We start from the raw sequence: 23,770 nt of genomic DNA, 5'->3' as shown, positions 1-23,770 counted from the left end.
CCCAACCACGGGACCTGCACACTCGAGGGCAACGAACTCCAACTCGAGTAAAATACACTCCAACGTTCAAGCAACCAAACCCCTCACTCCACGATCGACGCCAGCGCCGCCGTCGTCCGGTCGACCGTCTCCGTCCATGCCTGGGACCCGCCGTCGGCCGACCCGCCGTCCTCGAGCGACTCGAGAACACCCTGCGCAAGCCCATCCACATCGCCGATCTCGAAGGTCCGCCCGTTCGGGCCGAGCGCGCTCGAGATCTGCTCGAGGTTCGAGGCGACCACGGGCGTTCCCGAGGACTGGGCCTCGAGGACGGTCCGCGGGAGCCCTTCGGCGCGACTCGGAAGGACGAGAACGTCCGCGCTCCGATACACCGTCGGCATCTCGTCGTAGGAGAGGTGGCCGAGAAACTGCACAGAATCACGAATCCCTAACTCGGTTGCCAGCGTCTCCAACTCCTTGCGTAACGCCCCGGAACCGCACAGAGACAGCGTCGCGTCGGGATAGTGATCCAGAACGTCGACCAGCGCCCGAACCGCGTCCTCGGGTCGCTTTCCCTCGACCAATCGGCCGACGAACAACAGCGCGGGCCCCGCCGATGTAACCCGTTCACTCTCCGCGCCGGTCGGCGTGAACCGCTCCGTGTCGATCCCGTTCGAAACGACCTCGATCCGACTCGAGACGCCGAACTCCCGTACCCGCCGTCTATCGGTCTCAGTATAACAAAACACGACGTCGGCCCGGTTGAACGTCCACCGACCAATAGACCGCAGATACAGATCGAACACCCACTCGGGCGCGTTCTGCGAGTACAGCCCGTGGTTCGTGATCGCGAGCGGAATATCTCCCACAAATCGCTTCAGCGCGGCCAGGTTCGTCGCGAAGTACAGATGGGAGTGGGCGTGCATCACGTCGAAATCGTCGGCTTCAGCCAGATACCGCGCCAGCCCCGGACTGATATCGTTGCCCAACAGCGTCACGGCCGGATCGTATCGAACCAGAGTGTACCCGTCCCGTTCTTCGAGGTGCGGTAACTCGGGATCGGTTCGAACCGTCGCCACCGTCACGTCGTGACCCATCGCGGCCTGATCGCGACTCATCGCGTGGACGTGGTAGGGCCCGCCGCCTTTCACGTCCGGATAGATCTTTTGTGCGACCCGTAGAATCCGCATTGGTAATCGGATACTCGAGTCACGTGTTATGTTATTCGGTTCGAAACGACGACCAGTGAAGTCAGACGCCCCTCGAATTCAACCACTCGAGTGTCCGGATGCATCGAGAGTGCTCGATGAACAGGCTGTCTAGACCGGCCATGGAGGGAGCGAGGGAGTTCCATCCTCCCAGCAAATCGAATCTAATGCGGACGGGAGCTGCTGAAGTCGGTCATCGAGTACGGAGAGTGGATGTGCATCGAGAAACGTTGCGTTGTGCCGATCAACGGCCGTGTCTTCGTAATTGAGCTGGATGTGACAAGGACCAAGGCTTTGGTGATCGGCATCCTGATGGAAGCCGAGCATGAGGTTCCGCTCCGGTTCGATCCAGTTGATGCGATAGTATTCGTGGTCGACACCGGCCGGATACCAGAAGCGAAGTTCCAGTCGTGCGTTCTCGACGTCGTAGGGTTCGCCCAGGAACATTGTCGGATCGACATCTGTGATCACATATCGAGGTCGTCGCCGAGACTGGCGATAGCGAGCGTCCTCACAACCAGCCTGGTTCATCAATCGGCCATGAACATCTCGGAGGAGGGTACGCTGTGTATATCGGTCACGACCAGCAAGAAAAATCATATTATGTATGAATTGAGGATTAGCTCGGAGCGCGGTCAGCCACGTCCGTCATCTGCTCGCGAGCGGATTCGACATCCGAGTAGAGTTCCAAAGCGTGTTTGATGAGTCGGCGGCTCTCCTCGTTCTCGCGCCAGAACGTGATTACGTCACGGCGTTCGCGGAGATCGGCACTTGAAAGGTCACTGTCGGCGAGCGACTGTTCGAGATCTTCCCACGTCTCGATACCGTACGTCTCCTGCCACCCTTCGATCTCGTCGGTGATTGCCGCCAGCTCACTTCGGAGTTCCTCGCGTGAGTTCTCCTCGATGACCGTGCGGATTTCATCGAAGAGCAACCGCGTATAATCCGGCTGGTAGAGCGCCGTATCACCGACTGCAACCCGGCACAGCTGTCCCTGATCGACTAGATCCTGGAGTTCATCGTTGGTCGTGCTCCACGCAGCATCCGCTTGGTCGCTGATCCAATTAATTGATCGAGGTTCGCGAAGCGTTTCAGCGACCGAGCGAATACGTTCGCGTGCGCTCATCGACTCAGTCCACGATTGGACACCGTCTTGGGGGGGCTCGGACATACTGGGCACCTCTATCACCAGCGTTTGTGCCCAATCTTCATATATGTTTGTGCCATCCCAAATAGTCAAGAGGTGATGACGACTGGACGTAAATTCACTCCCCGGACAGCGAATCAATTCGCTTCCCTAGATCGGCGGAAGCGGTTTGTAGCATAGTGTGCTACAATGTATACATGCCATCGATCAGTGCGCGCATTCCGGACGAAGACGAGGAAGCCCTCGCCGAAGTTGCCGCGTTGCTGGACGACGACAAGAGTACGGTAATTCGAAAAGCTCTCCGGGAAGGGCTCACGGATCTTCGAGTTCGCCTTGCAGTCGAACGGTATCAGACTGGCGAGGTATCGACGAATCAGGCCGCTCGGATCGCCGGCGTGAGTCTCGCCGAGTGGCTCGAAATCGCTCGCGAACACAATCTCACGACCCAACTGTCGCCCGACGATCTCGGCGCTGACGTCGAGAGCGCTCGGGAGCTATGAATATCTTTGACATCCTCCTCCGCGTGAACGCGGAGGAATCCCACGGCACCGCACCGCTGGATTGGGATATTAGGGTTTGCAGTCTACCACTTGTTCCCGCGGTGAGAATCCGTGGGACAAGTCATGAAGGTAGACTCCGGGCTGTGCCAACCAGCCGGTACTCCTATCCTCGCCCAAACTGGCCGAAGACTCGGAGTTACTTTGGTTCAGGTCCAGACGGATGTTCTCCGCCCCGTTCACGTCGGCATTGAACGCCGCATCACAATCCTCACACACGTACAGACCGCGTTCAACACGCTGATTACCGTCTTCTCTCCCGCAGGCGCAACACGTCTTGCTCGTGTCGCGTTCGGACACTTCCACGACCTCGATGCCCTCGACCTTCGCCTTGTATTCGAGAATCGAGGTGAAGCGGTCGAACGCCCACCCGTGGAGATCGAGGTTGCCATGCTTACCCCAGTTTTTCGACGCACCATCTTCGCCTTCACGGACTCCCTCCAAATCTCCAACGTTGATGCGGCCAACATCTTTCTCGACACACCGCTGAACGATGTGTTTGGCGAGACTGTGGAAGAAGTGAGTCCGGCGCTCCGACCACTTGTGGTGGAGTCGCGTGGCTTCGTCGCCACCAGAATTGTCGCAGTTGGCGATTTCTTTCGGGAAGTAGTACCCGTCTTGTTTCAAGCGGTTGCCGGGGTACAGGTCTGCTTCCTCGGTACTGTAGGCGACGGCGGCGAAGTTGCTGATGCCGAGGTCGATACCCGCTGTCTCGTTGCCGGGCGCGTCAGGCGTCTCGATTTCGTCTTTACAGACGAGGTGGAGTTCCCAGCATTCCGTTGCGTTGTCGTAGATGGCGCGAACTTGTTGTAGGTTCTCAACCTCGACGCCAGGGCGTGTCTCGTATTCGACGAGGATGTATTCCCACGCTTTCGGGTGTTCCTTGTGATTCGCTCCTTTTGAGAGGCGAACACGGTTGTTCTTTGTGTCGTGGCGGATACCGTTTTGCTTCCACGTCACGGTGGAACGTGGGTGTTCTTCGTGAACTCGGCGGCCCTCGTCGTCGTAGTAGTTTTTTTTGCGGTAGCCGGGCGGATTGTCCCTGTCATCGTCACTAGAGTACCACGAGTTGAAGGCTTCAGCGAGTTCCTCCAGAACCCGCTGACTGGACTGACTGTGTAGTCCTTTGTACTTTGGATGGGTCTTCAACTCGTCTTTCAACTCCTCGTGGTCGGGAATCTCGCCCGTCTCCTCCCAGACGTCTCGGGAGTGATAGTTGGCGACGTTCCAGAGTTTGCTAGCGCTCCACCCGTGGCGGTCAAGCGAGTCCTCTACCTGCTGCTGGTTTCGGATTTTTGCTCGATGGGTACGGTGGACCTCCAGCATTCTAAACGTCTGTATAATCACTTATAGCCGAACATCTTGTAAAGGTTAGTGTTTGATGGCGGTGGAATATCCAGGCCTGTCGATGTCGGTAGAACGCCGCACTAAGTAACGGCGCGTATCCACGCCGTAAACGACGTGGTATTGCGCCTGCTCCGCATATAAGCTGATTGCCGGTACACTTATCAGTCTGAATGGCCCACTTTCAGGCATGACGCTGGAAGAATCGGTCCGAGAGTTGGAAGAACAACTCGACATGAGCCAGAGTGAAGAAGTAGAGGAGACAGGACGTATCGTCGCACGTCTTCAGGACTGATAATATAGCTATTCTCTTCGAATATTTGAGATTCCGCAACCACCTAGGTTCAGAGACAGTGAATTCGGTTACTGTAGTTGTTTGAGGTCGTCTGCAAACTCGTGTTTCGTGAGTCCAAGTTTGTCGATTAGCTCTTGATGACCGCTCCGGCGGACAGCATCCTCTGTAAATTGAATCCAGAGCTCTTCATGCTCTTCCGCATATTGACGCCATCTTTCACTCGGAGCAAGTGAGAGATTGTACTCATCAAGGTGTATTTCGATACCGTGCTTTCGCTCAAGTACGTCGCATCCAAATGCAGCTAAATGTTCGAACCGATCACCTTTGCGACGGACTGTTAGCAGCCGTTTTGACTCTTTGATGTACTCGTTGACCCACTCCATCCATGTATATTCGTTACCATCATCCATCTGGCGTGCCGTATTTGGCATCGAAAATTCGGGTTCAATTCGTCGGAGATAGAGTTGACACACCCCGATTGCTGTTCGGTGATTCGCGTTTGGAAGCGCGTGCGTTAGAATGAGGTTCGATGCGAGACGACCAGCGACTTCAGTCGCAGTTCCATTCCAATCCACTTGGTCAAGTGCAGGCTCGATATTCTCTGCAACAATCTCTTTGTAGGCTTTCACCCGCTTTCCTTCCTCCTCGAAATTCTCTTTCAAAACCGTCTTGAAGACGTTCACATACCGAGTAGCGATCACGTCGTTAGCTGGCTTCATCGACGAAATTTGATCCACAAGGTCGTATTCGATAGCATCAGCATCACCTCTCGCCCCTGTGGCAGTATAGACGATGTATACCGTCTGATCGAGCTCATATTCCTCGACCTTGACCGATTTCAGGCTCTCGTAATTCACTATTCGCTTCCCAATTGCTTCGAGATCCGGATTTACAAAGTCAAACGAGAACTGCTTGTCGGCTGGATGGTGGTAGAAGACACGAGAGGTCATTACTTCGAAGACTGTCCTCTATGACTATATTCCTACGGCTCTGCCGGAGTCTTTTCAGATAATGACTTCCCTAACAGCGGCTGAGAATCTCGTATGTTATTCTTCATCACCGCTGTTATCATGATCCGAGCTTTCTTGTTCCTTCTTTCTCTTCCGTCGAAGAATATTGAACTGCCGTTTCACAGTTAAATCCCGAATCCCGGCAACAAGGATAGTCTCTCAAAAGAGTATTGTCGAGTACGATCAGCGTCACTGATCTATCTCCTCGACGTGTTGATCCATCCGTCCACGCATTCCCTCTCGGATTGCATCCATTCCGTTTCGAGACTCCGCAGGATCTCCCGATGCGATTCCGAACCCGCTCCACTTGGTAGCCGACGTGAGTCGGATGATTACGTCGTCATAACTCTCATCCTCCCGCTTGAGGATATCCAAGTGAGACTTCGCCTCGTCCGAGAGTCGGATCGAAGTGCTCACGGATGCACTAACGTATGCATTCTTAGTAAGGATAACTGCTGCATTCAACAGTTGAACAGTCGAAATGAAGAGGGGATCTGGAAATCGGGCGCTGGCTATCTGGGTACTCGATGCACATCTCGAGCATCGTTCGGCAGATGACCACAGTATTCAGTACTGTTGACCAACAGCTTGGTCGTCTTTCTTCTCCGTTTCCTCGAGAACTCCGTATCACTCCCTCGAGAACTCCATCCGATTACACCACCCCAGAGACTCGAGCGGGCGATACCCAACGAGAGAACCACACTCGAGTACACCGCTGTCAGTTCACGATTGTCTCCCAGGTATCTCGAGACGCCTTCCACACCTGCCGTAACACGATTTTCAGGTCGAACCAGAACGACTGTCGGCGGATGTACTCGAGATCGTAGCGCAGTTTGGCGTCGGGGACGGTGCTGTTCGCGTCGTTGATCTGGGCGAGTCCGGTCAGGCCCGGTTTGACGAACCAGCGCTTTCGCCAGGCGGTCGTCTCGCGCTCGAGGACCTGCTCTTCGTCGGTCCAGGCCGCTCGCGGGCCGACGACGCTCATCCGACCCAGCAGGATCGCCATCAGCTGCGGGAGTTCGTCCAGGTGCGTTTTCCGGAGGACGCGTCCGACTCGAGTGATGCGGTCGTTCTCCCCGTCCTCGGACGGTGTCGCGGACTCGCCTTCCGGAACCATGGTCCGGAACTTCGAGACGGTGAAGGTCTCGCCGAAGCCCGCGGTCCGTTCCTGGCTGTACAACGCCGGACCCGGACTGTCGAGTTTGATCGCCAGCGCGATCAGGGCCATCAGCGGGGCGAAGACGATCATTCCGACGAGGGCGAACGCCACGTCGAACACCCGTTTGAAGAGAAGCTCGAGCGGATCCCACGGCTCGAGGTCGATATCGACGAGCTCCCCGAGTTCGTTCTCCGAAACGAGCACGCTGTCGGCGTACTCGCGGTGGACCTTCGCGTCCACGCCGTGTTCGAAACACGCGTCGAGCGCGCCGAAGAACTCGGCGCGGTCGGGCTGGTGAAACGCCAACACGACGGTATCGACGTCGTACTCGACGAGGATATCTTCGATCCTCGAGAGCCCGCCGAGTCGCTTCAAGTCGGCGCGTCCGTCGTACTCGAGAACGATGTTCTCGCCCGTCTGGACGCCGCCGTCGGGGACGGCTTCGATGACGTCGGACGGACTGGACGGCGTCGATGGGAGCACGTTCGTGGGACAGAGATAGCCCAAGACGGGGCCGTCTACCTGCGGCGTGATCTGTTGGATCTGGTCCGGATCGTCGCCGACGATCAGCGTCCGACCCGGATCGCCGGTCGGCCTGCGACGCATCCAGATGAACCACAGCGGCATCGCGATCGACAGCGTGCCGACGACCATCACGAGGGTCGCTCGAGGCAGGCGATGGGACCACTTGAAAAAGCCGAAGGCGGCGATGGCGAGACCGCCGGTAACCACTCGTTTTTGGGTCAAAAGGATCGTATCGAGGACGCGACGCGGCCGGGGCTTGTAAAGCGGGATCAGACACCCCAGCATGACGACCGAACAGAGGAAGACGGCCCACAAAAAGAGGCCCCCGCCGAGCGTCTGGACTTCCAGTCGATTGAACAGGGGAACGTAGCTCGTGAAGAACTGTTGGGTGACTGAATGGTTTGCGACGAACACGGCGGCGACGGTCAAACCGACCACTCCGACAGCACTGACGACTCGATAGCGCCATCCAGTCAGCATGCGTTTCAGAGATCAGACGGAACGTATATAACACCTGTTGTATTCCCGTCGATCAAATTTGATGTTGTGTTATCACCTTTTCGGCCGTCAGCGAGCACTCGAGAGAACTCGGATACTACAGTGAGAAACGGACACGTATTGTCGGCTCGGGATATCCGCGCAGTCGCGGTGTTTGGACCCCTTGAAACGGAGAACGCTCGTACTTCTCTCCGACGAGGGGCTCGTCGGGGACGATCCGGAATGTTCTGACGAACGGCACGGTTTCGCTCGCGAACGCACGTGGCTACCCCGTTTTATCCCGGCCAACCGACGGGCTGGTGGTGAGTAACGCCGTGTTCCCGGCTGAAACAATCCGGGACAAATGAGGCGAGAATCCGAACCTGATAGCCCACGCGATCCTGAACTGCCGGCGATCAGCTCCGAGGGCGACTCCGGAACGCTTCTGGATCGGCGGGAACTTGGACGATCGTCGGGTGGCTTCCCCTGGCCCAGGGCCGATAGACGCGCTGTCATCCGTTGGTGAGCGCGAGTCGTCACGACGCGGAAGGCGGTGAGCAGATTCGGCGACCGTGTCCGCACGGGCGACGGTCGTCTCGAGGGTTCGTTCCGCCGGAGTCGTCTACGTTCGTCACCGGTAGCTCCGGAACGACTCGTTCCCGTAGTGCACCTGAAAAGGGCTGGTGTGGATCCTTCGTCGAACTGCCCCCGAATGGCATGCGATCGGAGTTGATCGAGGCCTATCGCACGTTCGCGATGGGCCGATTGGGAGCACCAACAAGTGCCCGCATCCGTTCGATGTATCCGATAATTATCGTATTCTATCAGTACTAGTCCATATCGTCCACGGCACACGCTGGAAAGACGAGTCACAGTCGATTGGGACAAACTGGCGGAGAGATCACGTCGATTCCGATGGAGTAATTCTTCCCGAGAACCTCTTTGAGGAGGTTTTTGCAAAATCAGCTCGGTTTCTGAGTGACCAGTAATCGAAGTGAATCGTGTGAGGTGAACGGATAACAATTTCGCGTCGATCGACAAAATATCCATAACCCAAAGCGTTATTCAGGAATACATATACTAGTACAATGATGACTCAGGTCCGTGTTCTCTCCGTCGACGACGATCCGTCATTCGCGGATCTGACAGCGACGCATCTCGAGCGCGAGGGAGATCAAATGGAGGTCAGCACCGAAACGACCGTCGAAGACGCCGTAACCGTCCTCGAGGCGAACGATTCCGGTATCGATTGTATCGTCAGCGAGTACGAGCTGTCCGATCGGGACGGACTGGACTTTCTCGAGACGGTTCGACGGGAGTACGGAGATCTTCCGTTTATCCTCTTCACCGGGACCGGGAACGAGAAGGTCGCGAGCGATGCGATCGCAGCTGGCGTCACCGATTATCTCCCGAAGGGGAGCGTCGAACAGTTTTCGCAGTTGGCGACCCAGATCCACAATGGCGTCGAGGCCTATCGCACCAAACGAACGGTAGAGCGCTCCGAGATCCAACTGCGAGAACTCGCCGAGAAGTCGAACGATCTGCTCTGGATGTATTCCAACGACTGGCGGGAACTACTCTTCGTCTCCGATGCCGTCGAAGACCTGTTCGGCTTTTCGCCCGAACAGTTTCGAGAAACTCCCCGACGCTTTCTCGAGGCGATCCACCCGACGGACCGAGACCGAGTGAAAGACGCGATGGACCGACTGTCTGCGGGCCACTCGATCGATATCGAATTTCGCGTGACCGAAACCGTGGACGAATCCCGCTGGGTCTGGGCGGAGGCCAAACCCGTGTTCGCCGACGATGACACGGTCGAACGCACTGTCGGCTTCGTCCGCGATATCACCGAACACAAGGAGCGAGAGAAGGCGCTCCAGGCGCTCAACGACGTCGCGGTCGATCTCAATTCCATCGAGACGGTGACGGGGATCTGCGAGCGGACCATCGACGCCAGCGAGAAGATTCTCAACTTCGACTTGAGCGTGATCGACGCCGAAGAAAACGGCCAACTGACGAAAGCGGCCCTTTCCGAAAACATCGCCCAGGCCGAGACGGCGTCGATGTCGATCGAGGAGGGCATCGCCGGCAAAACGTATCGCACCGGCGACTCGCAGCTAATCGAGGACGTCACCGAAATTCCGGAAGCCAACCCCCAGGGACCGTTTCGCTCGGGAATCAGCATCCCGATCGACACCTTCGGCGTCTTCCAGGCCGTCGCCGAGGAGCCCGGACTGTTCGACGAGACCGACCTGGAGTTGGCGGAGCTGTTGATCAGTCACACCATCAGCGCGTTGGATCGCCTCGATCGCGAACAACAGCTCCAGCACCAAAACGAGCGACTCGAGCAGTTCACGCGGATCGTCTCGCACGATCTCAGAAATCCGTTGAACGTTCTCGATGGCTCGCTCGAACTCGCGAGCGAGGAGTGTGAGTCGCCCCACGTAGAGACTGCCACGGAGATGGTCACTCGCATGGAGCGGATCATCGAGGATACGCTGACGCTCACCGCGGAGGGGTCACTCGTCGAGGAAAAGTCGACGGTGAGCCTCGAGTCGATAGCGCGGGAGTGCTGGCGGACCGTCTCGACTGCCGACGCGACACTGACCGTCGAGACCGACACGGAGATCCGCGCCGATAGGGGACGGCTTCACCACGTCTTCGAGAACGTCTTTCGGAACGCCATCGAACACGGCGGGTCCGACGTAACGGTCCGCGTCGGCGAGACTGCGGGCGGCTATTACATCGAAGACGACGGCCAGGGGATTCCCGACGAGCAGCGCGAACGGGTCTTCGAGCTCGGGTATACGGGCGGCGGCGGCTCCGGATTCGGACTGGCCATCGTCGAACAGGTCGCCGAGGCCCACGGCTGGAGGGTTCGAATCACCGATGGAACCGACGGCGGTGCCAGATTCGAGTTCGAGGGTATCGAGGTTCCGCGGTAAAGACGCTTCAAGCGTCGCCAGTACGGCATATGTCGGTGTAGCACCGCGAATCGGGAGTCAAAGAAACAACCCCTGCGAACGGCTGCTGTGAAGCGCCGATATCGAATTTTAGAGAGTGCCCCGAATGCGTTTACGACTCGGGGGAGTCGCCCGTGATCGTGCTCGGGGGAGTTATGCTCACGTTCGTACTGGATCCGGCATCGATACTGGCGTCGCCGTCAATCGTACTGTTCCTGAGTGAGAGGTTCCCGTTGACACCGGCATCGATAGCGACATTGCCGTTGATCGTACTGTTGTTCATATCCAGTGTCCCATCGGATCCAGCATCGATTGTGACATCGCCGTTGATCGTACTATTCCGTAGATCGATGATACCGTTGGTTGCGGGGACGACAAGGGAGACACCGCCATCGATTGTACTATTGCTCATGCCAAGCGACCCAGACTGTGCCCCCTCTATATACACGTCTCCCGAAACAGTCGTGTTCGGATTGATCGTCAGATGCGCGTTCATCGTCTCCATCACGACGTCACAGCTCGTGTCGCCGTGGAGCGTCGTCGGGTTGGTGTACTCGTCGACGCACGTCTCGTCGGCCGGTTCGCAGTGAATATCGATATCCCGCGCTAGTTCGACGCGATTGTCGGGGCCGTCGGCGATGATCTGTACGGTGACGTGTTCGCCCAACTCGCTCGAGCACGACAGCTCCCCGAAAATTTGCGCCTGTTCGCCGGACGAGAGCGTCGTCGGTTGACCGGAGCTCTCGAGCGTGAGCGGACCCCCGCTCGCCGTCGTTATCTCGAGCGAGGAGAGTTCCTCCGGGAACTCGTTTGTGATCGTTGCGAGTTCGACCTCCTCGCCGGATTCGCCCGAGATATTCGTATTGGGTTCGATCGTCAGTAGCGCCTCGTAATCGTTCGAGATGCCGAGATCGAATCGACGAGACGCCTGTACAACATCGAATGCCCCGCTTGCGTGGATCGCTCCGAGACCGACCCCGCTGGTAGTAAGCATCGCCAGGACGGAGCGGCGGCTTATCGCCCCCCTCCCGCCTCGAGATCGCTTACGTTTCCGTGACATTATCGATAAACTAGAAGTTCGTACGTACATGCTGTCATCCAACCAGATCAGTGTTTCTATCGAACAGATCTCGACTCCCGTTCAACTAACAGAACAACCGCCGAATACAACGAGACCCGGCACGGTAGGTCAAACAGGTCCAGCCCCGATCCCGCTCGAGATCCGACGCCGATCGCCCTGTCCGCTTGGAGATTCGTTACTGGTTCCAGACAGATGCGTCGCTCGAGGCAGACAGATGCGTCGCTCGAGGGGAATCGATACCGTCGACGCCTGCCCGTTCGGGCCGCCGGAACGCATGTCAGCCGGCTACCGCTTCCGTGATACGCTGTGCCAGTGCAGCGTACTGCTCGGTGTCGGTGCCTTTGCGGTAGTATTCGGTCACGCCCGCACGAAGTGCATCGGTTTTAATGGTGTCGTCGCCCTTCCCAGTGAACAGAATAAACGGGAGATCGGGGGAGTCTTTCCGGGCGAATTCCAAAAATTCCAGCCCGTCGTAGCCCGGCATCTCGTAGTCGCTGATCACGCAATCGATCGGCTGGCTCTCGAGAACCCCGATCGCATCTTCGACGGACGTTTCGGTCGTTACCTCGATCAGTTCGCTTTCTCGCTCGAGGAAGGTCGCGGCGAGGTCTACCAGTGCCTCGTCGTCGTCGACGTGTAACACTCGTATCGGCTCGGATCGGCCGGTCAAATCAGTAGTTGACAGACTGTACTCGCTCATTGGAGGCTATCAGCCATTTTCAATGGTAACGTCATAACTCTACCGGCCACCCGAATCGGTACCACGGATCGTCGGAGAAACTGCTACCGCGTTCCGGGAGGAGATCCGCATCGGGGTAGACGACAGTGGCTGCTTATGCCGGGTCGCGATCGGCCGCCTTTTCGACGTTCGAGATTTCGAACTGTGCTCCACCGGTCGGTCCGGCAGCGACGGTGATCTCCCAACCGTGGGCGGCGACGATCTGTTCGACGATCTGTAAGCCGAACCCCGTTCCGTCGGTCGCGGTCGAGTATCCCGGTTCGAAGACGTTCTCTCGTCGGTCCGAGGGAATCCCGGGCCCGTCGTCCCTGACGAAGAATCCGGTTTCGGTCTCTCCGACGGTGACGGCGACGGATGCTCCGGCGTGTTCGACGGCGTTGGCGAACAGATTCTCGAACACCTGTCGAAGCCGATCTTCGTCGGCGTGAACGATCCGGTCAGTTTCGACCGTCAGCGTGGCGGCTTCCGTCTCGACGCCACTCCAACAGCGCTCGAGAAGGGGTTCTAACTCGACGAGGTCGGGGGAGATCGCAGTCGATCCCTGCTGGGCGAGCGCGAGGAGGTCGTCGGTCAAGGCTTCCATCCGATCGAGTGCGTTCTCGATGTCCTCGAGGTGTTCGCTCTCGGTTTCACCGTCGAGTAGCGCTAGGTGACCCTGTGCGATCTGTAACGGGTTTCGAAGGTCGTGAGAGACGGCGCTCGCGAATCGATTTAGGCGTTCGTTCTGCTGGAGGAGGTCGGCTTCCCGTCGTTTTTGTTCGGTGATCTCGCGATCGATCGCGACGAATCGATCCTCCCCGTCGAGGTCGAGCCGCGTCAGGTGAATCTCGACCGGGAACGTCGAGCCGTCTTTTCGTTCCAGAATGCCTTCGAACCGCCGTGGCGAATTCGTCGCGAGATCCTCCCAGAACGCTTTCGCCTCGTCCCGGTCGACGGTCGTATCGGTGTCCCAAACGGTCTTTCCGACGAGTTCGTCCGCCGCGTATCCCAACTCGTCGCAGAATCGCTGATTGACGTCCCGTATTATGCCGTCAGCGTCGTGGACCGCGATGAGATCCGGCGAGTTTTCGAATAACGCCTCGAGTCGCGCCTTGCTCGAGCGGAGTTTCTCCTCGCGTTCCTTGTGAGACGTAACATCTCGGATGACTCCGACGATCCGGGAGACTTCGCCGGTGGAATCGACGATGGGGGTCGCCTCCTCTCGCATCCAGCGTTTCGTGCCGTCCTCGAGGACGATTTGGTACGCGATGTCGGCACGGGCTCCCCCGGAGAGCGTCTCCATGAATCGCCGGACTCGTTCGTGGTCCGCTGGCTGGATGTGCTCGAAGAACGCCTGCGGATCGTCGTTGAGTTTCTTGATGGAACCGCCCCAGCCGTCCTCGTACGCCGAGTTCATGAACAGGAGCTCGGTCCAATCGGCGGAAAACATGTAGAGGAGTTCGTCGGTCTTCTCGACGATTCGAGCGAATTTCTCTTTGGTCGCCCTGGCCGACTGCCTCGTGTAGTACTGCTCGACAGCGTTTCGAATTCTGTTAGCCAAGACGACGTACTGACCGCTCCCACCTTCCTTCTGTAGGTAGTCCGTGACGCCCGCGGAGATCGCCTCGCTCGCGATTTCTTCGCTCCCCTTCCCCGTGTACAAGATAAACGGTAGCTCCGGATGCTGGGCTCGAACCTGCTCGAGAAACTCGATTCCGTTCAGATCCGGCATGTCGTAATCGGACACGACGCAGTCGATGTCGTTCTCCGACAGCATTTCGAGTCCGTCCGTCGTGCTGGTGGTCGTCTGAACGCTCAACTGGGGATCCGTGCGCTCTAAAAACGTCGCAACCAGATCACAGAACGAGGAGTCGTCATCGACGTGCAGGACGGAGATGGTGTCTGAAAAGAGAGTCATGGACGAATACAGGTAGCGTACAGTTATCGGTTCCACCTGTAAAATTTCTCCTTCCAGAATGTGTGTTGTCACTTTCGGTGGGAAAGCGGTCCGAACGGTGCCGTTTCGTCTCTGAGACGAGCCGTTCGTAGGTCTCGATGTGGTATTGATCCACCGTAGCGGAACTGGACCCGACTCGGGTATCGAGACTGCGTGCGAGACGAACGAACGGCTCTCGAGGACGAAAGAACTACGCTAGTAGCAAAAACTATACGAACACCAGACAAACAGCAGTATTAGGATACAAACGATGAGTAATACGATAGTTATCCCAACGGATGGGAGCGAGTACGCTGAGTCCGCAGCCGAAGTCGGCTTCGGAATCGCCACAAAAATGGACGCCACCGTCCACGCCTTGTCCGTCGGAGACGTAGCCCTCTCGCAGATCTCCTCGATCGGCGGCGGACCGCCAAAGACGAAAGACGACGTCACGGATATCGCAACGCAGTGGGCGACCGATCTCGCGGAACTCGCTCGAGCGGAGGGCCTCGAGGCGGAGGAGGTCGTCCGAACGGGAACGCCGGCCAGGGAAATAGCCGACTACGCGGAGGAGGCCGACGCCGAGATGATCGTTATCGGGACCGCCGGTCGAAGCGGCATCGAACGGATGGTCGTCGGGAGCGTCACGAACAAGGTCGTTCGAACGGCTCCGGTGCCGGTCGTTACAGTTCGGCCCGACGGCACCGTCGATGCTGCCTAAAAGCGGAGTTCCTCGAGTATCAGGTTTCGAGGAGAGTGAGATAGCGCCGTCGAGAACGGTGGGGAGAAAACGTTTCGAAACCGAACGTCACGCCTGCTCGTCGGATTCCGGTTCGGAGACGGCGGCCTCGAGGAGCGTCTGTCGGTCCGGAAAGTACGCCGGCGCGTCGTGATCGGCCTCGAACTGGACCACCTGCTCGAGCGCCGCCTGGCCGTCGTCGACGTCTCGCTGTAGCTCCGTGGCGATGTCGGTGTAAGCCGACGCGAGTTCTTGAAACGCCTCCATCCGTACTTGCTTGGCTTCGACGATCGTCTGCTTTTCCTCGAGGTTCGCTTCCAGTTCTTCGATAGCCGCGATGTCCAGATTTCGATCCCGACCGCTGGGGGCCGCCGTCGAGGACGGCGATTCGGGTTCCGTGACGGCGTCCGATTGGTTCTCCAGTCGCCGACGAATTGCCGCCATTTCGTCGTCGATCTCGTCGAGCAACTCGTCGGCTTCCGCTCCCATCGTTTCGACGGCTCCGGAGAGGAGTCCCGCCTGTGTCCGACAGTACTCGATGAGTTCGTCGACCGTCACCGTCTCTCCGTCGTCCTCGCCCATACCGGTCCGTTCGAACGCCAAAAGCAAGACAGTTGGGACCGCAACTCGGATCGGGTGTCAACCGATCAAACGGAGACCGCTACTCGGGACCGGTCGCCGTCGGTCGGTCGCCGGCCAGCAGCGACTCGAGAATCTGTAGTTCCTCTTCCTCGGTGATTTGCTCGGAACTGAGACAGGCGTGAACGACTTTGTGGACGAGTTCAGGGTCCTCGAGCGGTCGGTGGTGACGGTCGGTGTCGTTCTCGAGTCGTTGGTCGAGCCGATCGATCGTTTCGGTGAGTGCCTCGAGACGACTGCGGAGCGGTGACCGATCACCTGGCTCCGCTTCGGGCGGTGTACCCACATCGTCCGTACTCATCGCCACGGTTTCGTCGGGACTCGCGTGAGTCTGCTCTGTCGCCTGCGTTTCGGTCGACGAGTCCACGGCTGGTTCGATCGACGAGTCGTCCGACGATCCGTTCGACGAGATTCCGTTACCGTCCGCTCGAGCCTCGTTACCGTTCGGTCGGCCCTCCTCACCGTCCGGCCGAGGCTTTGCACTCGAGCGATCGTTTGTCCCGCTCGAGTCGGTTCCGTTCTCGGCGTCCGACGATGTCTCCGCGAGAGCCTCGGTCGTCGTCTCGCTCGAGTCGGCTCCGTTCTCGGCGTTCGCATTGGCAGACGGCTCTTCTGGTTGGTTTCGTGTCATAGACGCTGTCTCGTCGTCGAACAGTCGGGCAACGAAGCGCTCTCTGTTCGTCCACTCGAATCCGTCGATGGCGTTCACTCGTTGGTTAATTGTCGCACTGGTGACACCCAGGCGCTCGCCCAGATCCCGTTGGGTCGCCTCGGGGGTTTTTCGGATCGCGCGGAGCGTTTCCGCTTGCTTTTCGCTCAGGTGCGCTGGTTCGGTCGCTCCCTCCGTCTCGGGATCTGGGCTATCCATGGGTTCGACAGGTGGCTCCGTTCGGTCCGCAGCATTCGACGTGGCTGTTTCGGGTGTCGGTTCGGCTGTCGCAGGATCTCCGTACTCGTCGATGACCTGTTCGACGAGTGATGGTGATGCGCCGCTCACGCTCGAAGCGAGGCCGTCGATCGACGCGTCTGGATCCGAGCGGGCTGCATCGAGTATTTGTTTGTGGACGATTGCTCGTGGATACGGTTGTTGCTGTTCCCCTGGTTCCGTTCCTGTGTTTTGCACCGATTTGCTCATTTCTCGCCCCCAACAAACGTTGTTGGTGTGTGAATAGAGTTCATACAGCGTGTTCACTAATACCTACCTGAACGCTACAGCGCGAAGATGTCTATTTCAAATGTTGTTTCGATCTAATTTGGTATCTTCAAATAGGAAATGAAGGGGTAAATTGCGGCGATGATTCAGTACCCAGCTTGCAGATGTCTACGTGAGAGCACAAGTATAGCTAGGGTCTAACGGCAATTAGTAAGCTACAACGGAATCGATTACTACGCCGACTCGAGACGATCCTCGAAAAGACTCGTTTGTTCCGCCCGCCATTCATTATATATCGGACAGGTTTGCCAGGATTAGTCAGAAAATACGTGACAAGCGATTGTGCCTTCTCGTGCGTACAGGTTCCCCGGACCGATTCGTAGTGGGGACAGCCCGAAACGCACTCGACGGTCGTGGCGTCCTCGCCGATCGATGGTCGAGCGGTCATAGTTTATGTCGAAAGATAACACGCCACGTTGTATATCTCAGTCGGTTGGGGCGAGTTTGAACGGACCGCAATAATCGACGGTGGAACTGCAACGATCGGTTCGGAAACGGACCGGCGCGCCGGTCATCGCCGGGGTGCGGTAGGGTATCACTCACTAGTCAGGTAGTTTACACTAATCCGGCAAACCGGGTCAATAGCCGAAAGAGAACGCCGTAGACGACGCCGAGTACTCCCCCGAAAATCAATAACCCGACGAGACTCGGTTGGTGAACGTACGGGAACGGCCGCTCGAGGCCGACGGCAAAGCCCCACAGCGGCATCAGGGTCGCGACGAAAAGGCCCCAGAGGACGAGCCCGTACACCACTCCGGCCAGCGCGGTGACGACCGGAAAGCCGAGGTGTCGCTCGAGCACCCCACTCCCGGGAACCGCGGTCGTACTCAGCAGGGTTATTACGCCGAGAAAGAAGATGCCGGCGAAGATACTGTGGGTAGTGTGAATCAGCCATCCGACGTGGACGCCGTCCTGTCCGTAGAGAGCCGCGACGGACCCCATCCGTCCCGTTTCGTGTAACAACAGCCCGAAAGCGGCTCCCGCGACGAGCGCGCCCACCACGGCGCTGGTGAACGCCTCGTTCTCTGCGTCTCGAATACCCACCGCTTGTTCGACGGCCATTCCTGTCGGCCCCGACGAGGCGTCGTTCGATTGTTATGGGGAAGATACAGTGCGGGATTTCGTTCGCGGGCACTGCAGTCTCCCTCGAGGGTGTCGTTCTTCGTCACGTCGCCTCCCGGTGGGTCGGTCATCGCGATCTCGACGAAGCCAACGACCGAAGTTGGCGCTCGAGTTGAACCCGGCCGCGACGCGAACCCGCGATGTGAATCACGTTTGCGACGGATTGTGCGAGCCAGAGACTTTTGTACAACGGTGCACGACGGCGGTACTCGGACTCGAGGGGGGCGTACTCCGCGTAGCGCCGTCGAAAGAGTTTGCGGAGACGGTTCCGTTCGTCGCGTGCGAACCGAAATCGGTCGATGAAACGAGCTTCGGCTCGAGCGACAGCGTACTCCCCGCGAGTGACGTGTGCGTTGCCCCAGTCGAGAACGGTCGTGATCGTCCCCGTCTCGGTTACGAGAAGGTTTCCGGGGTGAAAATCGCCGTGAGACAGGACGTTCGCGGACGCATTGGCTCGGGGAATCGAAGCGGGAAGCGATTCGGAAACTGATCCGGGGAGTAATTCGGAAACCGACTCGGGGAATACCGATTGCCACGCCGAAACCGCACCCATCGCGTGCGGAGGATCCGGAGAACACACTCGAAGCGCCGAACCAACTCGCTCACGCTCATCACCGCCACGTTCGGATGTCTCGGAAACGCGCTCGAGGCCGCCACGTCGATCGAATCGGACGGCCGCGTGTAACCGCCCGAGCATCGCTCCGGCATCGGCGACGATCCGACGGCGAACGCCCCGATCACACCGAGCGTACCACGGGGCAGGATTTTCGCCCGTTCGAAATTCGTACAGCGCCCACCGGGACAGCGGATCGGTACCGGCTTTCGAGCGGGCTGGGTGTCCTGTACCGGGTTTGGAGCGAATCGACCCTGAAGCGAGCACCGATGGAACCGGAATCTCGGTCCGCTCCCCGATCGCCCGCACGACGAACGGTTCGATCACGTCGCCGGTCCAGACGCTCGCGCCGCCGATCTTACAAACCGCTTGGTGAGGAGGCCCCTCGAGGTCGAGCAGAGACGTTTCCGCGACCGAACCGGTAGACGGCCGGCAACGGCGACGAACGGCCGTCCCGAGGGCGGTCGAAACGATCCGCTCGACGGGTTCTCGTTCCGTCACGCGTACTCACTCGCCTTCGGATTCGGTTCCCGAGGACGGCGTCTCGAGAGCGGGATTTCGACCCGTAATTGGGGTCGATCCGGCCAACCCAGACGGCCCGGGGAACCATCGAGGAACGCGCTCGCAGTACTCCTCGTAGGCCTCGCCGTGTTTGTCCGCGAGGTGTGGCTCTTCGTACTCGAGAACGCGACGATGAAACCCGAGCCAGCAGACGACCCCCCACCAGAGGACGTGAAGCGATTTGTATCGAATGGCCTGACCGCCGATAGCCAGGACGACAGCGAGGTACATCGGATTGCGTGAGTGCGCGTAAACACCGCCCGTGACGAGTTCCGGCGGTTCGTCGCTCGGCGACGGCGTCCCTCCTCCCTCGGTCACGAATCGCCCCGCTGTGTGCAGGTACAGCGCTAGTCCGGAGACGAACAACGCGGAGCCGACCGTTCGCACGCTCGGGCGATCGAAAATCGGTGACCGGCGATCGTATCGAGCCAGTACTCGAGGGATGACCCCCGCTACCGTTCCTGGAACGAGGACCGAAAATACCGCCGTCTTCAGGACCGTCGTGGCCATAGGACCTCCTCGACGCACACACGCAAAACGGTTCGGCTCGATCCGAGCAGATGTGCGTGTATGATAACAGCCGAATCCCACCTCCAGAGATGCTCAACGTGCGAGTTTATCACGAGTATGAAATCGCTCACCACGCAATAGACGAGCCAACGGCTGAACAAACGTGTCAATTCGGCATCGGTAACCAGTTCCTAAACGTGTCCAATTTCGGCGTCGGTAACCAGTTCCTAAACTATACCCTCAAATTCGTTCACATGCTGTCTTAAACGACCGGAGCACCCAAGCCCGCTCATCAACCGGCTTGGCGCTGTTCGTTCGCATCAGTTCGATCCAGCAGGACGGGACACCTTCGACGGTCACGGCGCTCGGTCGTCCCGACGGCGGGATCAACTACACTACCCATGATACGATTCGAGTCCCACACCGACCACGTCAGTAGTATGAGCACCCAATCGGACTCGAAAGGCACATCCGGCGGTGAAAATCAATGACAACGATCGCAGAAATCACGATCACGGCGGCTGACTTCGCGCTCGCTGAGACGTGTCAGTCGAATCCAGATCTCGAGCTCCGAGTCGAGAGTGTCGTCGGAGAAGGGCAGCGAACGATGCCGCTCGTGTGGTTCTCGAACACCGAACGCGACGAGTTAGAGACCGCACTGACGAACGATCCGACGGTAACCAGCTTCCGCCAGCTGCTGACCAGTTCCGACGGCGCGGAATGGCTCTACCGCCTCGAGTACGATTCGGCGGTCGCCGATCGGTGTCACTGCGTCTTCGAACACGACGGCTCGATACTCGATGCGCAAGTTTCGGACGGCCAGTGGACGCTCAGACTGCTCTTTCCGCGACGAGAGAGCCTTTCGAGCGCGATGGAAGCCATCGAACGCCACGATGTCGTCGTCGACGTTCGGCGGATGGTCGAAGCCGGTCGGAACGCCGATCTCGAGGCGACCGCCGCACTAACAGAACCACAGCGCGAGGCGATCGCCGAGGCCTACCAGCAGGGGTACTACGATGTCCCGCGAGAGATCTCGCTCGAGGAACTCGCCCGAGAGTTAAACATCTCTCACCAGGCTCTTTCCGAGCGACTCCGCCGAGCGAACCGCGTGCTCGCGGGGGAGCAACTGAATCAACCTCGAGGCGAGATTATTCGGAACTGAGAAGGCTGATCGTACACACGGAGAACGCCCCAGTGGCCGGTTTTTCCGGGCCTCCTCCGCGATTCGATTTTCGAACGAACGTATCAGAGATCACGCTAGTCTCGCGGTAGTATCGGATCGGTCACCATACAGAACTCGTAGTGACACACCCGCAAATGTTGACCACACCCTGACGTGGTCGCAGCCGGTGTATATATAGGTGCGAGTTCGTGGTGGTGATAGTGTGGACACCCGTGATCAGCCGTCGATCACGCTGTCCACGCCGATAGCGAGAACTGTCCGGAACCGACGGGGCCGGTCGAGCGGCCCCGGTCGTTTCGCCCTGTGAGCGCCGGCCACCCTCTCCGGAGGGTGTTCGATCCGGCTGTTTCCCAGATACAGACCGACTCGGTAACTGATTGCGAACGAAATCGAGAGGAGACGGGTTCTTTGACGGGCGAATCATACCAGTCTGGAAGAAGAGTTATATATTTGCCAATTGTTGCTGCGCTATGGGCCGTTCCGGCGGCGAACGGACGAACTCCGAGGAAGACGATGAGACAGAAGGAACGTACGACAGCTACATCGAACGGATTCTCGATCTGTTCAGTATCTTCTAGAACGAAATTTTCGATCGCGATTCGATGGTGTCTCCTGTCGGAATTCGTCGCTCAGTCCGCGTAAACGATCACGGGTGGTAACCCGTGGGGCCCTCCGTTGTTTCCGTTAAAAGTACGCCTGGGTCTGGACGGTGCCGCTTACGGTTACCGTTCGACCGTCTTCTTCGACCGAGTAGTCCTCGAGCGTTGCGAAGCCGTCGTCGATGTCTCGGTTCCGGTGGACGTATTCTTCGACGTCGTTCGCGACGGCGTATCGCTCCGACTCGAATAGGTAGACGATGGAAACGTCCGTCGTCTGCCCGTCGATCGCCTCGGCGTTCGCGACGCCACGCAGTCCGGTGTCCCAGTCGTTGTCCTCGTCTTCATCTTCGTCCTCCGTCTCTTCGGAATCATCGATGTCGAACAGGTTCCCGGAATTGACGTGGGATTGATCGAATTGCGACAGGAGGGTGTTGGCCTCGTCGTCGTCAGCGAGCCGATCAGCGCCTTCGACGTTCGCGTCGATCGCGATCTCGAGCAACTCGAGGAGATCGATACCGTCCTCGTCGTGTTCGAGGATTCCGAGATTTTCCTGATTAGACGTGATCTGGACGATCGATTCGTTGTTAACACCGTACACCGAGTTGGCTACCTCGTAGAAATCAAACCCTTCGTACTGACCCTCATCCGAGAGATCGTCCTCGGCCCAACTCTCGAGGGTGTCTTCGATTTCGTCTGGGTCGAACGAGCCACCGATCACATCGATGATGACGTCGGTGGTGGACTGTTCTTCCACGACGGACTGGCTGAACTGTGTGTGGGTAAACTCCCACTCCCACGTAATCGACTGTGAGAGTTGCCAGTCGATCTCCGATGCGGGCGTGCCCACTCGAGACCGGAGCTGAGAGACCGATCCGCCCTCGAGTTGTCCGTAATCGTCGAGTTCGTCCGCGCTGTCGAAAATTGCCTCGGGAACCGCGCTCTCGAAACCCACCCCGGAGCGCGTCGCCTCCGAAAACGCGAACTCTTCGACTTGGGCCTCGTACTGGCTCGTGTCGAGGATATCCTCGAACGTCGGGTCGACGAGCCAGTTGCCGATCGGAGCGCTGTCGTAATCGTCTCCAATAAATGGAACGCTTCCAGTGCAGCCGGCCAATCCGGCGATTCCCACAGCTGTAATGCCTGTACTGCCGCGCCGGATGAGATCCCGGCGTGAGAGGTTCTTCCCCATACTCAGGATGGTGACAACCGGCTTGAATAACGATTCCGATTGAGACAATATTCAGGTTTGTTGAATTGTTCGTTAATTATATTGTATCTATCTAACTCATCTACTGGAACCATCGTCGAAAAACGGTGAACAGCCCCGAACAGACGGAACGTGTCCTTCTAGTTGGCCTCGAATCGCCTTCAAACGCGACGGAGTTCAGGCTGCTCGCTCGAGTGTCTCCTCGTTCGCTTCGATCAACTGAATAAGGACGGACGCGAACAGCGATTCGACGCTCCAGATCGCCGTTTCGCTGCCGCCGTCGTCGACGACGCTCAGGAGGATACTGCTGTCGTCGACGACCGCGATTCGCCCGGAGCGTTCGTCGTCCGCTCGGGGCTCCGTTGGCTCGTAAACGCGAACGTTCTCGCGGCCCTCGAGTCGATCGCGAACGGGTTCCGAGCTGCTGAACACGGTTACCGACACGCCGTCGGTCGCACGCTCTTCGAGGACCTGTTCGATCGACGAATCGAGCAGACTGGGGAGGCGGGCGGCGAAGACGATTCGTTCGTCGGCGTTCGACAGGAGATCGGCGACCCGATCGTTAATTCGTCGGCTTCCTCGAACGGTCCAGATTTCCTCGGTGGTTTCCTCCGCGGGAGCATCTTCTTGAACTCGTTCGACGTACTCGAGCGCCCGCTCCTGTTCGTTCTCGAACCGCTCGCGAAGCGTCTCTCGAGCTTCCTCGACGCTGACCGGTCGGTATCGAATCGGGCTGGCGTGATGAACCTCGAGCAGCCCTCGTTGCTCGAGGTTTTCGGCGACGCTGTACACCTGCGAGCGAGGAACGTCGGTTATCTCCGCAATGTCCCGCGCCGTTCCCGACCCGAGACGGTGGAGCGCGATGAACACCTTGGCCTCGTAGCCGGTGAGGCCGAGGCGTTCGAACGCCTCGATGGCGGTTCCTTCGTCGGCAGACCCGGACTCGCCATTGCTCTGCGTTTCGTCGTTTCCGGCCGTCATTCGT

Annotated in this window: 21 protein-coding genes; 4 read left to right on the top strand and 17 right to left on the bottom strand. The window is 58.4% G+C overall.

What is annotated here, in order from left to right; genetic code table 11:
* Positions 1-83: 83 nt before the first annotated feature.
* The 3 genes from ACZ5C7_RS17520 to ACZ5C7_RS17510 form a co-directional block, all read right to left on the bottom strand.
* Positions 84-1,169: a glycosyltransferase family 4 protein gene (locus tag ACZ5C7_RS17520; RefSeq protein WP_464377563.1), complete on the bottom strand. Its 1,086-nt coding sequence runs from the start codon at positions 1,167-1,169 to the stop codon at positions 84-86.
* Between the two features lie 129 nt (positions 1,170-1,298).
* A complete protein-coding gene (locus ACZ5C7_RS17515) occupies positions 1,299-1,787 on the bottom strand; it encodes a hypothetical protein (RefSeq protein WP_464377562.1) in 489 nt (162 codons plus the stop codon).
* Between the two features lie 19 nt (positions 1,788-1,806).
* A complete protein-coding gene (locus ACZ5C7_RS17510) occupies positions 1,807-2,358 on the bottom strand; it encodes a DUF7342 family protein (protein ID WP_464377561.1) in 552 nt (183 codons plus the stop codon).
* Positions 2,359-2,531: 173 nt separating this feature from the next.
* Here ACZ5C7_RS17510 and ACZ5C7_RS17505 point away from each other — a divergent pair, with 173 nt between their 5' ends.
* On the top strand, positions 2,532-2,834 hold the full coding sequence (locus ACZ5C7_RS17505; RefSeq protein ID WP_464377560.1) for a UPF0175 family protein: 303 nt from the start codon (positions 2,532-2,534) through the stop codon (positions 2,832-2,834).
* A gap of 69 nt (positions 2,835-2,903) precedes the next feature.
* On the opposite strand, the gene ACZ5C7_RS17500 is transcribed toward ACZ5C7_RS17505, so the two are convergent.
* The 4 genes from ACZ5C7_RS17500 to ACZ5C7_RS17485 all read right to left on the bottom strand — a co-directional run bounded on the left by ACZ5C7_RS17500 (position 2,904) and on the right by ACZ5C7_RS17485 (position 7,704).
* The gene (locus tag ACZ5C7_RS17500; RefSeq protein WP_464377559.1) at positions 2,904-4,217 is read right to left on the bottom strand and encodes an RNA-guided endonuclease InsQ/TnpB family protein; all 1,314 of its coding nucleotides are present in this window, start codon (positions 4,215-4,217) and stop codon (positions 2,904-2,906) included.
* Positions 4,218-4,598: 381 nt separating this feature from the next.
* On the bottom strand, positions 4,599-5,480 hold the full coding sequence (locus ACZ5C7_RS17495; protein ID WP_464377558.1) for a DUF8172 family protein: 882 nt from the start codon (positions 5,478-5,480) through the stop codon (positions 4,599-4,601).
* Positions 5,481-5,729: 249 nt separating this feature from the next.
* Complete coding sequence (locus tag ACZ5C7_RS17490) at positions 5,730-5,957, bottom strand: DUF7557 family protein (protein WP_464377557.1); 228 nt, start codon at positions 5,955-5,957, stop codon at positions 5,730-5,732.
* A 301-nt stretch (positions 5,958-6,258) separates the two neighbouring features.
* Complete coding sequence (locus tag ACZ5C7_RS17485) at positions 6,259-7,704, bottom strand: sugar transferase (RefSeq protein WP_464377556.1); 1,446 nt, start codon at positions 7,702-7,704, stop codon at positions 6,259-6,261.
* Positions 7,705-8,792: 1,088 nt separating this feature from the next.
* Here ACZ5C7_RS17485 and ACZ5C7_RS17480 point away from each other — a divergent pair.
* On the top strand, positions 8,793-10,646 hold the full coding sequence (locus ACZ5C7_RS17480; RefSeq protein ID WP_464377555.1) for a sensor histidine kinase: 1,854 nt from the start codon (positions 8,793-8,795) through the stop codon (positions 10,644-10,646).
* 130 nt (positions 10,647-10,776) lie between these two features.
* On the opposite strand, the gene ACZ5C7_RS17475 is transcribed toward ACZ5C7_RS17480, so the two are convergent.
* The 3 genes from ACZ5C7_RS17475 to ACZ5C7_RS17465 form a co-directional block, all read right to left on the bottom strand.
* Complete coding sequence (locus tag ACZ5C7_RS17475; RefSeq protein ID WP_464377554.1) at positions 10,777-11,724, bottom strand: DUF4097 family beta strand repeat-containing protein; 948 nt, start codon at positions 11,722-11,724, stop codon at positions 10,777-10,779.
* Between the two features lie 298 nt (positions 11,725-12,022).
* Positions 12,023-12,445 (bottom strand): response regulator, encoded by a 423-nt coding sequence (locus ACZ5C7_RS17470; protein ID WP_464377553.1) that lies wholly within the window; start codon positions 12,443-12,445, stop codon positions 12,023-12,025.
* Between the two features lie 133 nt (positions 12,446-12,578).
* Positions 12,579-14,381: a PAS domain-containing sensor histidine kinase gene (locus tag ACZ5C7_RS17465; protein WP_464377552.1), complete on the bottom strand. Its 1,803-nt coding sequence runs from the start codon at positions 14,379-14,381 to the stop codon at positions 12,579-12,581.
* A 289-nt stretch (positions 14,382-14,670) separates the two neighbouring features.
* Between ACZ5C7_RS17465 and ACZ5C7_RS17460 the strand changes: the two genes are divergently transcribed.
* Positions 14,671-15,120: a universal stress protein gene (locus tag ACZ5C7_RS17460; RefSeq protein WP_464377551.1), complete on the top strand. Its 450-nt coding sequence runs from the start codon at positions 14,671-14,673 to the stop codon at positions 15,118-15,120.
* Between the two features lie 87 nt (positions 15,121-15,207).
* Here the strand turns inward: ACZ5C7_RS17460 and ACZ5C7_RS17455 are convergent, their stop codons facing one another.
* From ACZ5C7_RS17455 to ACZ5C7_RS17435, 5 genes are all read right to left on the bottom strand, one after another.
* Positions 15,208-15,720: a hypothetical protein gene (locus ACZ5C7_RS17455; protein ID WP_464377550.1), complete on the bottom strand. Its 513-nt coding sequence runs from the start codon at positions 15,718-15,720 to the stop codon at positions 15,208-15,210.
* Between the two features lie 79 nt (positions 15,721-15,799).
* On the bottom strand, positions 15,800-16,900 hold the full coding sequence (locus ACZ5C7_RS17450) for a winged helix-turn-helix domain-containing protein (RefSeq protein WP_464377549.1): 1,101 nt from the start codon (positions 16,898-16,900) through the stop codon (positions 15,800-15,802).
* Positions 16,901-17,545: 645 nt separating this feature from the next.
* Entirely contained in the window at positions 17,546-18,052 is a 507-nt protein-coding gene (locus tag ACZ5C7_RS17445; protein ID WP_464377548.1) for a hypothetical protein, read from the bottom strand.
* Between the two features lie 127 nt (positions 18,053-18,179).
* Complete coding sequence (locus tag ACZ5C7_RS17440; RefSeq protein WP_464377547.1) at positions 18,180-19,226, bottom strand: phosphotransferase family protein; 1,047 nt, start codon at positions 19,224-19,226, stop codon at positions 18,180-18,182.
* Between the two features lie 6 nt (positions 19,227-19,232).
* Positions 19,233-19,796 (bottom strand): methyltransferase family protein, encoded by a 564-nt coding sequence (locus tag ACZ5C7_RS17435; protein ID WP_464377546.1) that lies wholly within the window; start codon positions 19,794-19,796, stop codon positions 19,233-19,235.
* Positions 19,797-20,283: 487 nt separating this feature from the next.
* Between ACZ5C7_RS17435 and ACZ5C7_RS17430 the strand changes: the two genes are divergently transcribed.
* On the top strand, positions 20,284-20,958 hold the full coding sequence (locus ACZ5C7_RS17430) for a helix-turn-helix domain-containing protein (RefSeq protein WP_464377545.1): 675 nt from the start codon (positions 20,284-20,286) through the stop codon (positions 20,956-20,958).
* A gap of 705 nt (positions 20,959-21,663) precedes the next feature.
* Here ACZ5C7_RS17430 and ACZ5C7_RS17425 read toward each other — a convergent pair.
* Entirely contained in the window at positions 21,664-22,767 is a 1,104-nt protein-coding gene (locus ACZ5C7_RS17425; RefSeq protein ID WP_464377544.1) for a hypothetical protein, read from the bottom strand.
* Between the two features lie 195 nt (positions 22,768-22,962).
* Positions 22,963-23,766 (bottom strand): TrmB family transcriptional regulator, encoded by an 804-nt coding sequence (locus ACZ5C7_RS17420; protein WP_464377543.1) that lies wholly within the window; start codon positions 23,764-23,766, stop codon positions 22,963-22,965.
* Positions 23,767-23,770 lie beyond the last annotated feature (4 nt).

The organism is Halostagnicola alkaliphila (assembly GCF_055379965.1).
Note: the sequence above shows the minus strand (reverse complement) of the source record. Positions and strands in the feature narration are given on the sequence as shown.

Bases quoted from the DNA above. Each gene is read 5' to 3' on its own strand.
- ACZ5C7_RS17520 (WP_464377563.1), bottom strand. From the start codon at position 1,169: ATGCGGATTCTACGGGTCGCACAAAAGATCTATCCGGACGTGAAAGGC.
- ACZ5C7_RS17515 (WP_464377562.1), bottom strand. From the start codon at position 1,787: ATGATTTTTCTTGCTGGTCGTGACCGATATACACAGCGTACCCTCCTC.
- ACZ5C7_RS17510 (WP_464377561.1), bottom strand. From the start codon at position 2,358: ATGTCCGAGCCCCCCCAAGACGGTGTCCAATCGTGGACTGAGTCGATG.
- ACZ5C7_RS17505 (WP_464377560.1), top strand. From the start codon at position 2,532: ATGCCATCGATCAGTGCGCGCATTCCGGACGAAGACGAGGAAGCCCTC.
- ACZ5C7_RS17500 (WP_464377559.1), bottom strand. From the start codon at position 4,217: ATGCTGGAGGTCCACCGTACCCATCGAGCAAAAATCCGAAACCAGCAG.
- ACZ5C7_RS17495 (WP_464377558.1), bottom strand. From the start codon at position 5,480: ATGACCTCTCGTGTCTTCTACCACCATCCAGCCGACAAGCAGTTCTCG.
- ACZ5C7_RS17485 (WP_464377556.1), bottom strand. From the start codon at position 7,704: ATGCTGACTGGATGGCGCTATCGAGTCGTCAGTGCTGTCGGAGTGGTC.
- ACZ5C7_RS17480 (WP_464377555.1), top strand. From the start codon at position 8,793: ATGACTCAGGTCCGTGTTCTCTCCGTCGACGACGATCCGTCATTCGCG.
- ACZ5C7_RS17475 (WP_464377554.1), bottom strand. From the start codon at position 11,724: ATGTCACGGAAACGTAAGCGATCTCGAGGCGGGAGGGGGGCGATAAGC.
- ACZ5C7_RS17470 (WP_464377553.1), bottom strand. From the start codon at position 12,445: ATGAGCGAGTACAGTCTGTCAACTACTGATTTGACCGGCCGATCCGAG.
- ACZ5C7_RS17465 (WP_464377552.1), bottom strand. From the start codon at position 14,381: ATGACTCTCTTTTCAGACACCATCTCCGTCCTGCACGTCGATGACGAC.
- ACZ5C7_RS17460 (WP_464377551.1), top strand. From the start codon at position 14,671: ATGAGTAATACGATAGTTATCCCAACGGATGGGAGCGAGTACGCTGAG.
- ACZ5C7_RS17455 (WP_464377550.1), bottom strand. From the start codon at position 15,720: ATGGGCGAGGACGACGGAGAGACGGTGACGGTCGACGAACTCATCGAG.
- ACZ5C7_RS17445 (WP_464377548.1), bottom strand. From the start codon at position 18,052: ATGGCCGTCGAACAAGCGGTGGGTATTCGAGACGCAGAGAACGAGGCG.
- ACZ5C7_RS17435 (WP_464377546.1), bottom strand. From the start codon at position 19,796: ATGGCCACGACGGTCCTGAAGACGGCGGTATTTTCGGTCCTCGTTCCA.
- ACZ5C7_RS17430 (WP_464377545.1), top strand. From the start codon at position 20,284: ATGACAACGATCGCAGAAATCACGATCACGGCGGCTGACTTCGCGCTC.
- ACZ5C7_RS17425 (WP_464377544.1), bottom strand. From the start codon at position 22,767: ATGGGGAAGAACCTCTCACGCCGGGATCTCATCCGGCGCGGCAGTACA.
- ACZ5C7_RS17420 (WP_464377543.1), bottom strand. From the start codon at position 23,766: ATGACGGCCGGAAACGACGAAACGCAGAGCAATGGCGAGTCCGGGTCT.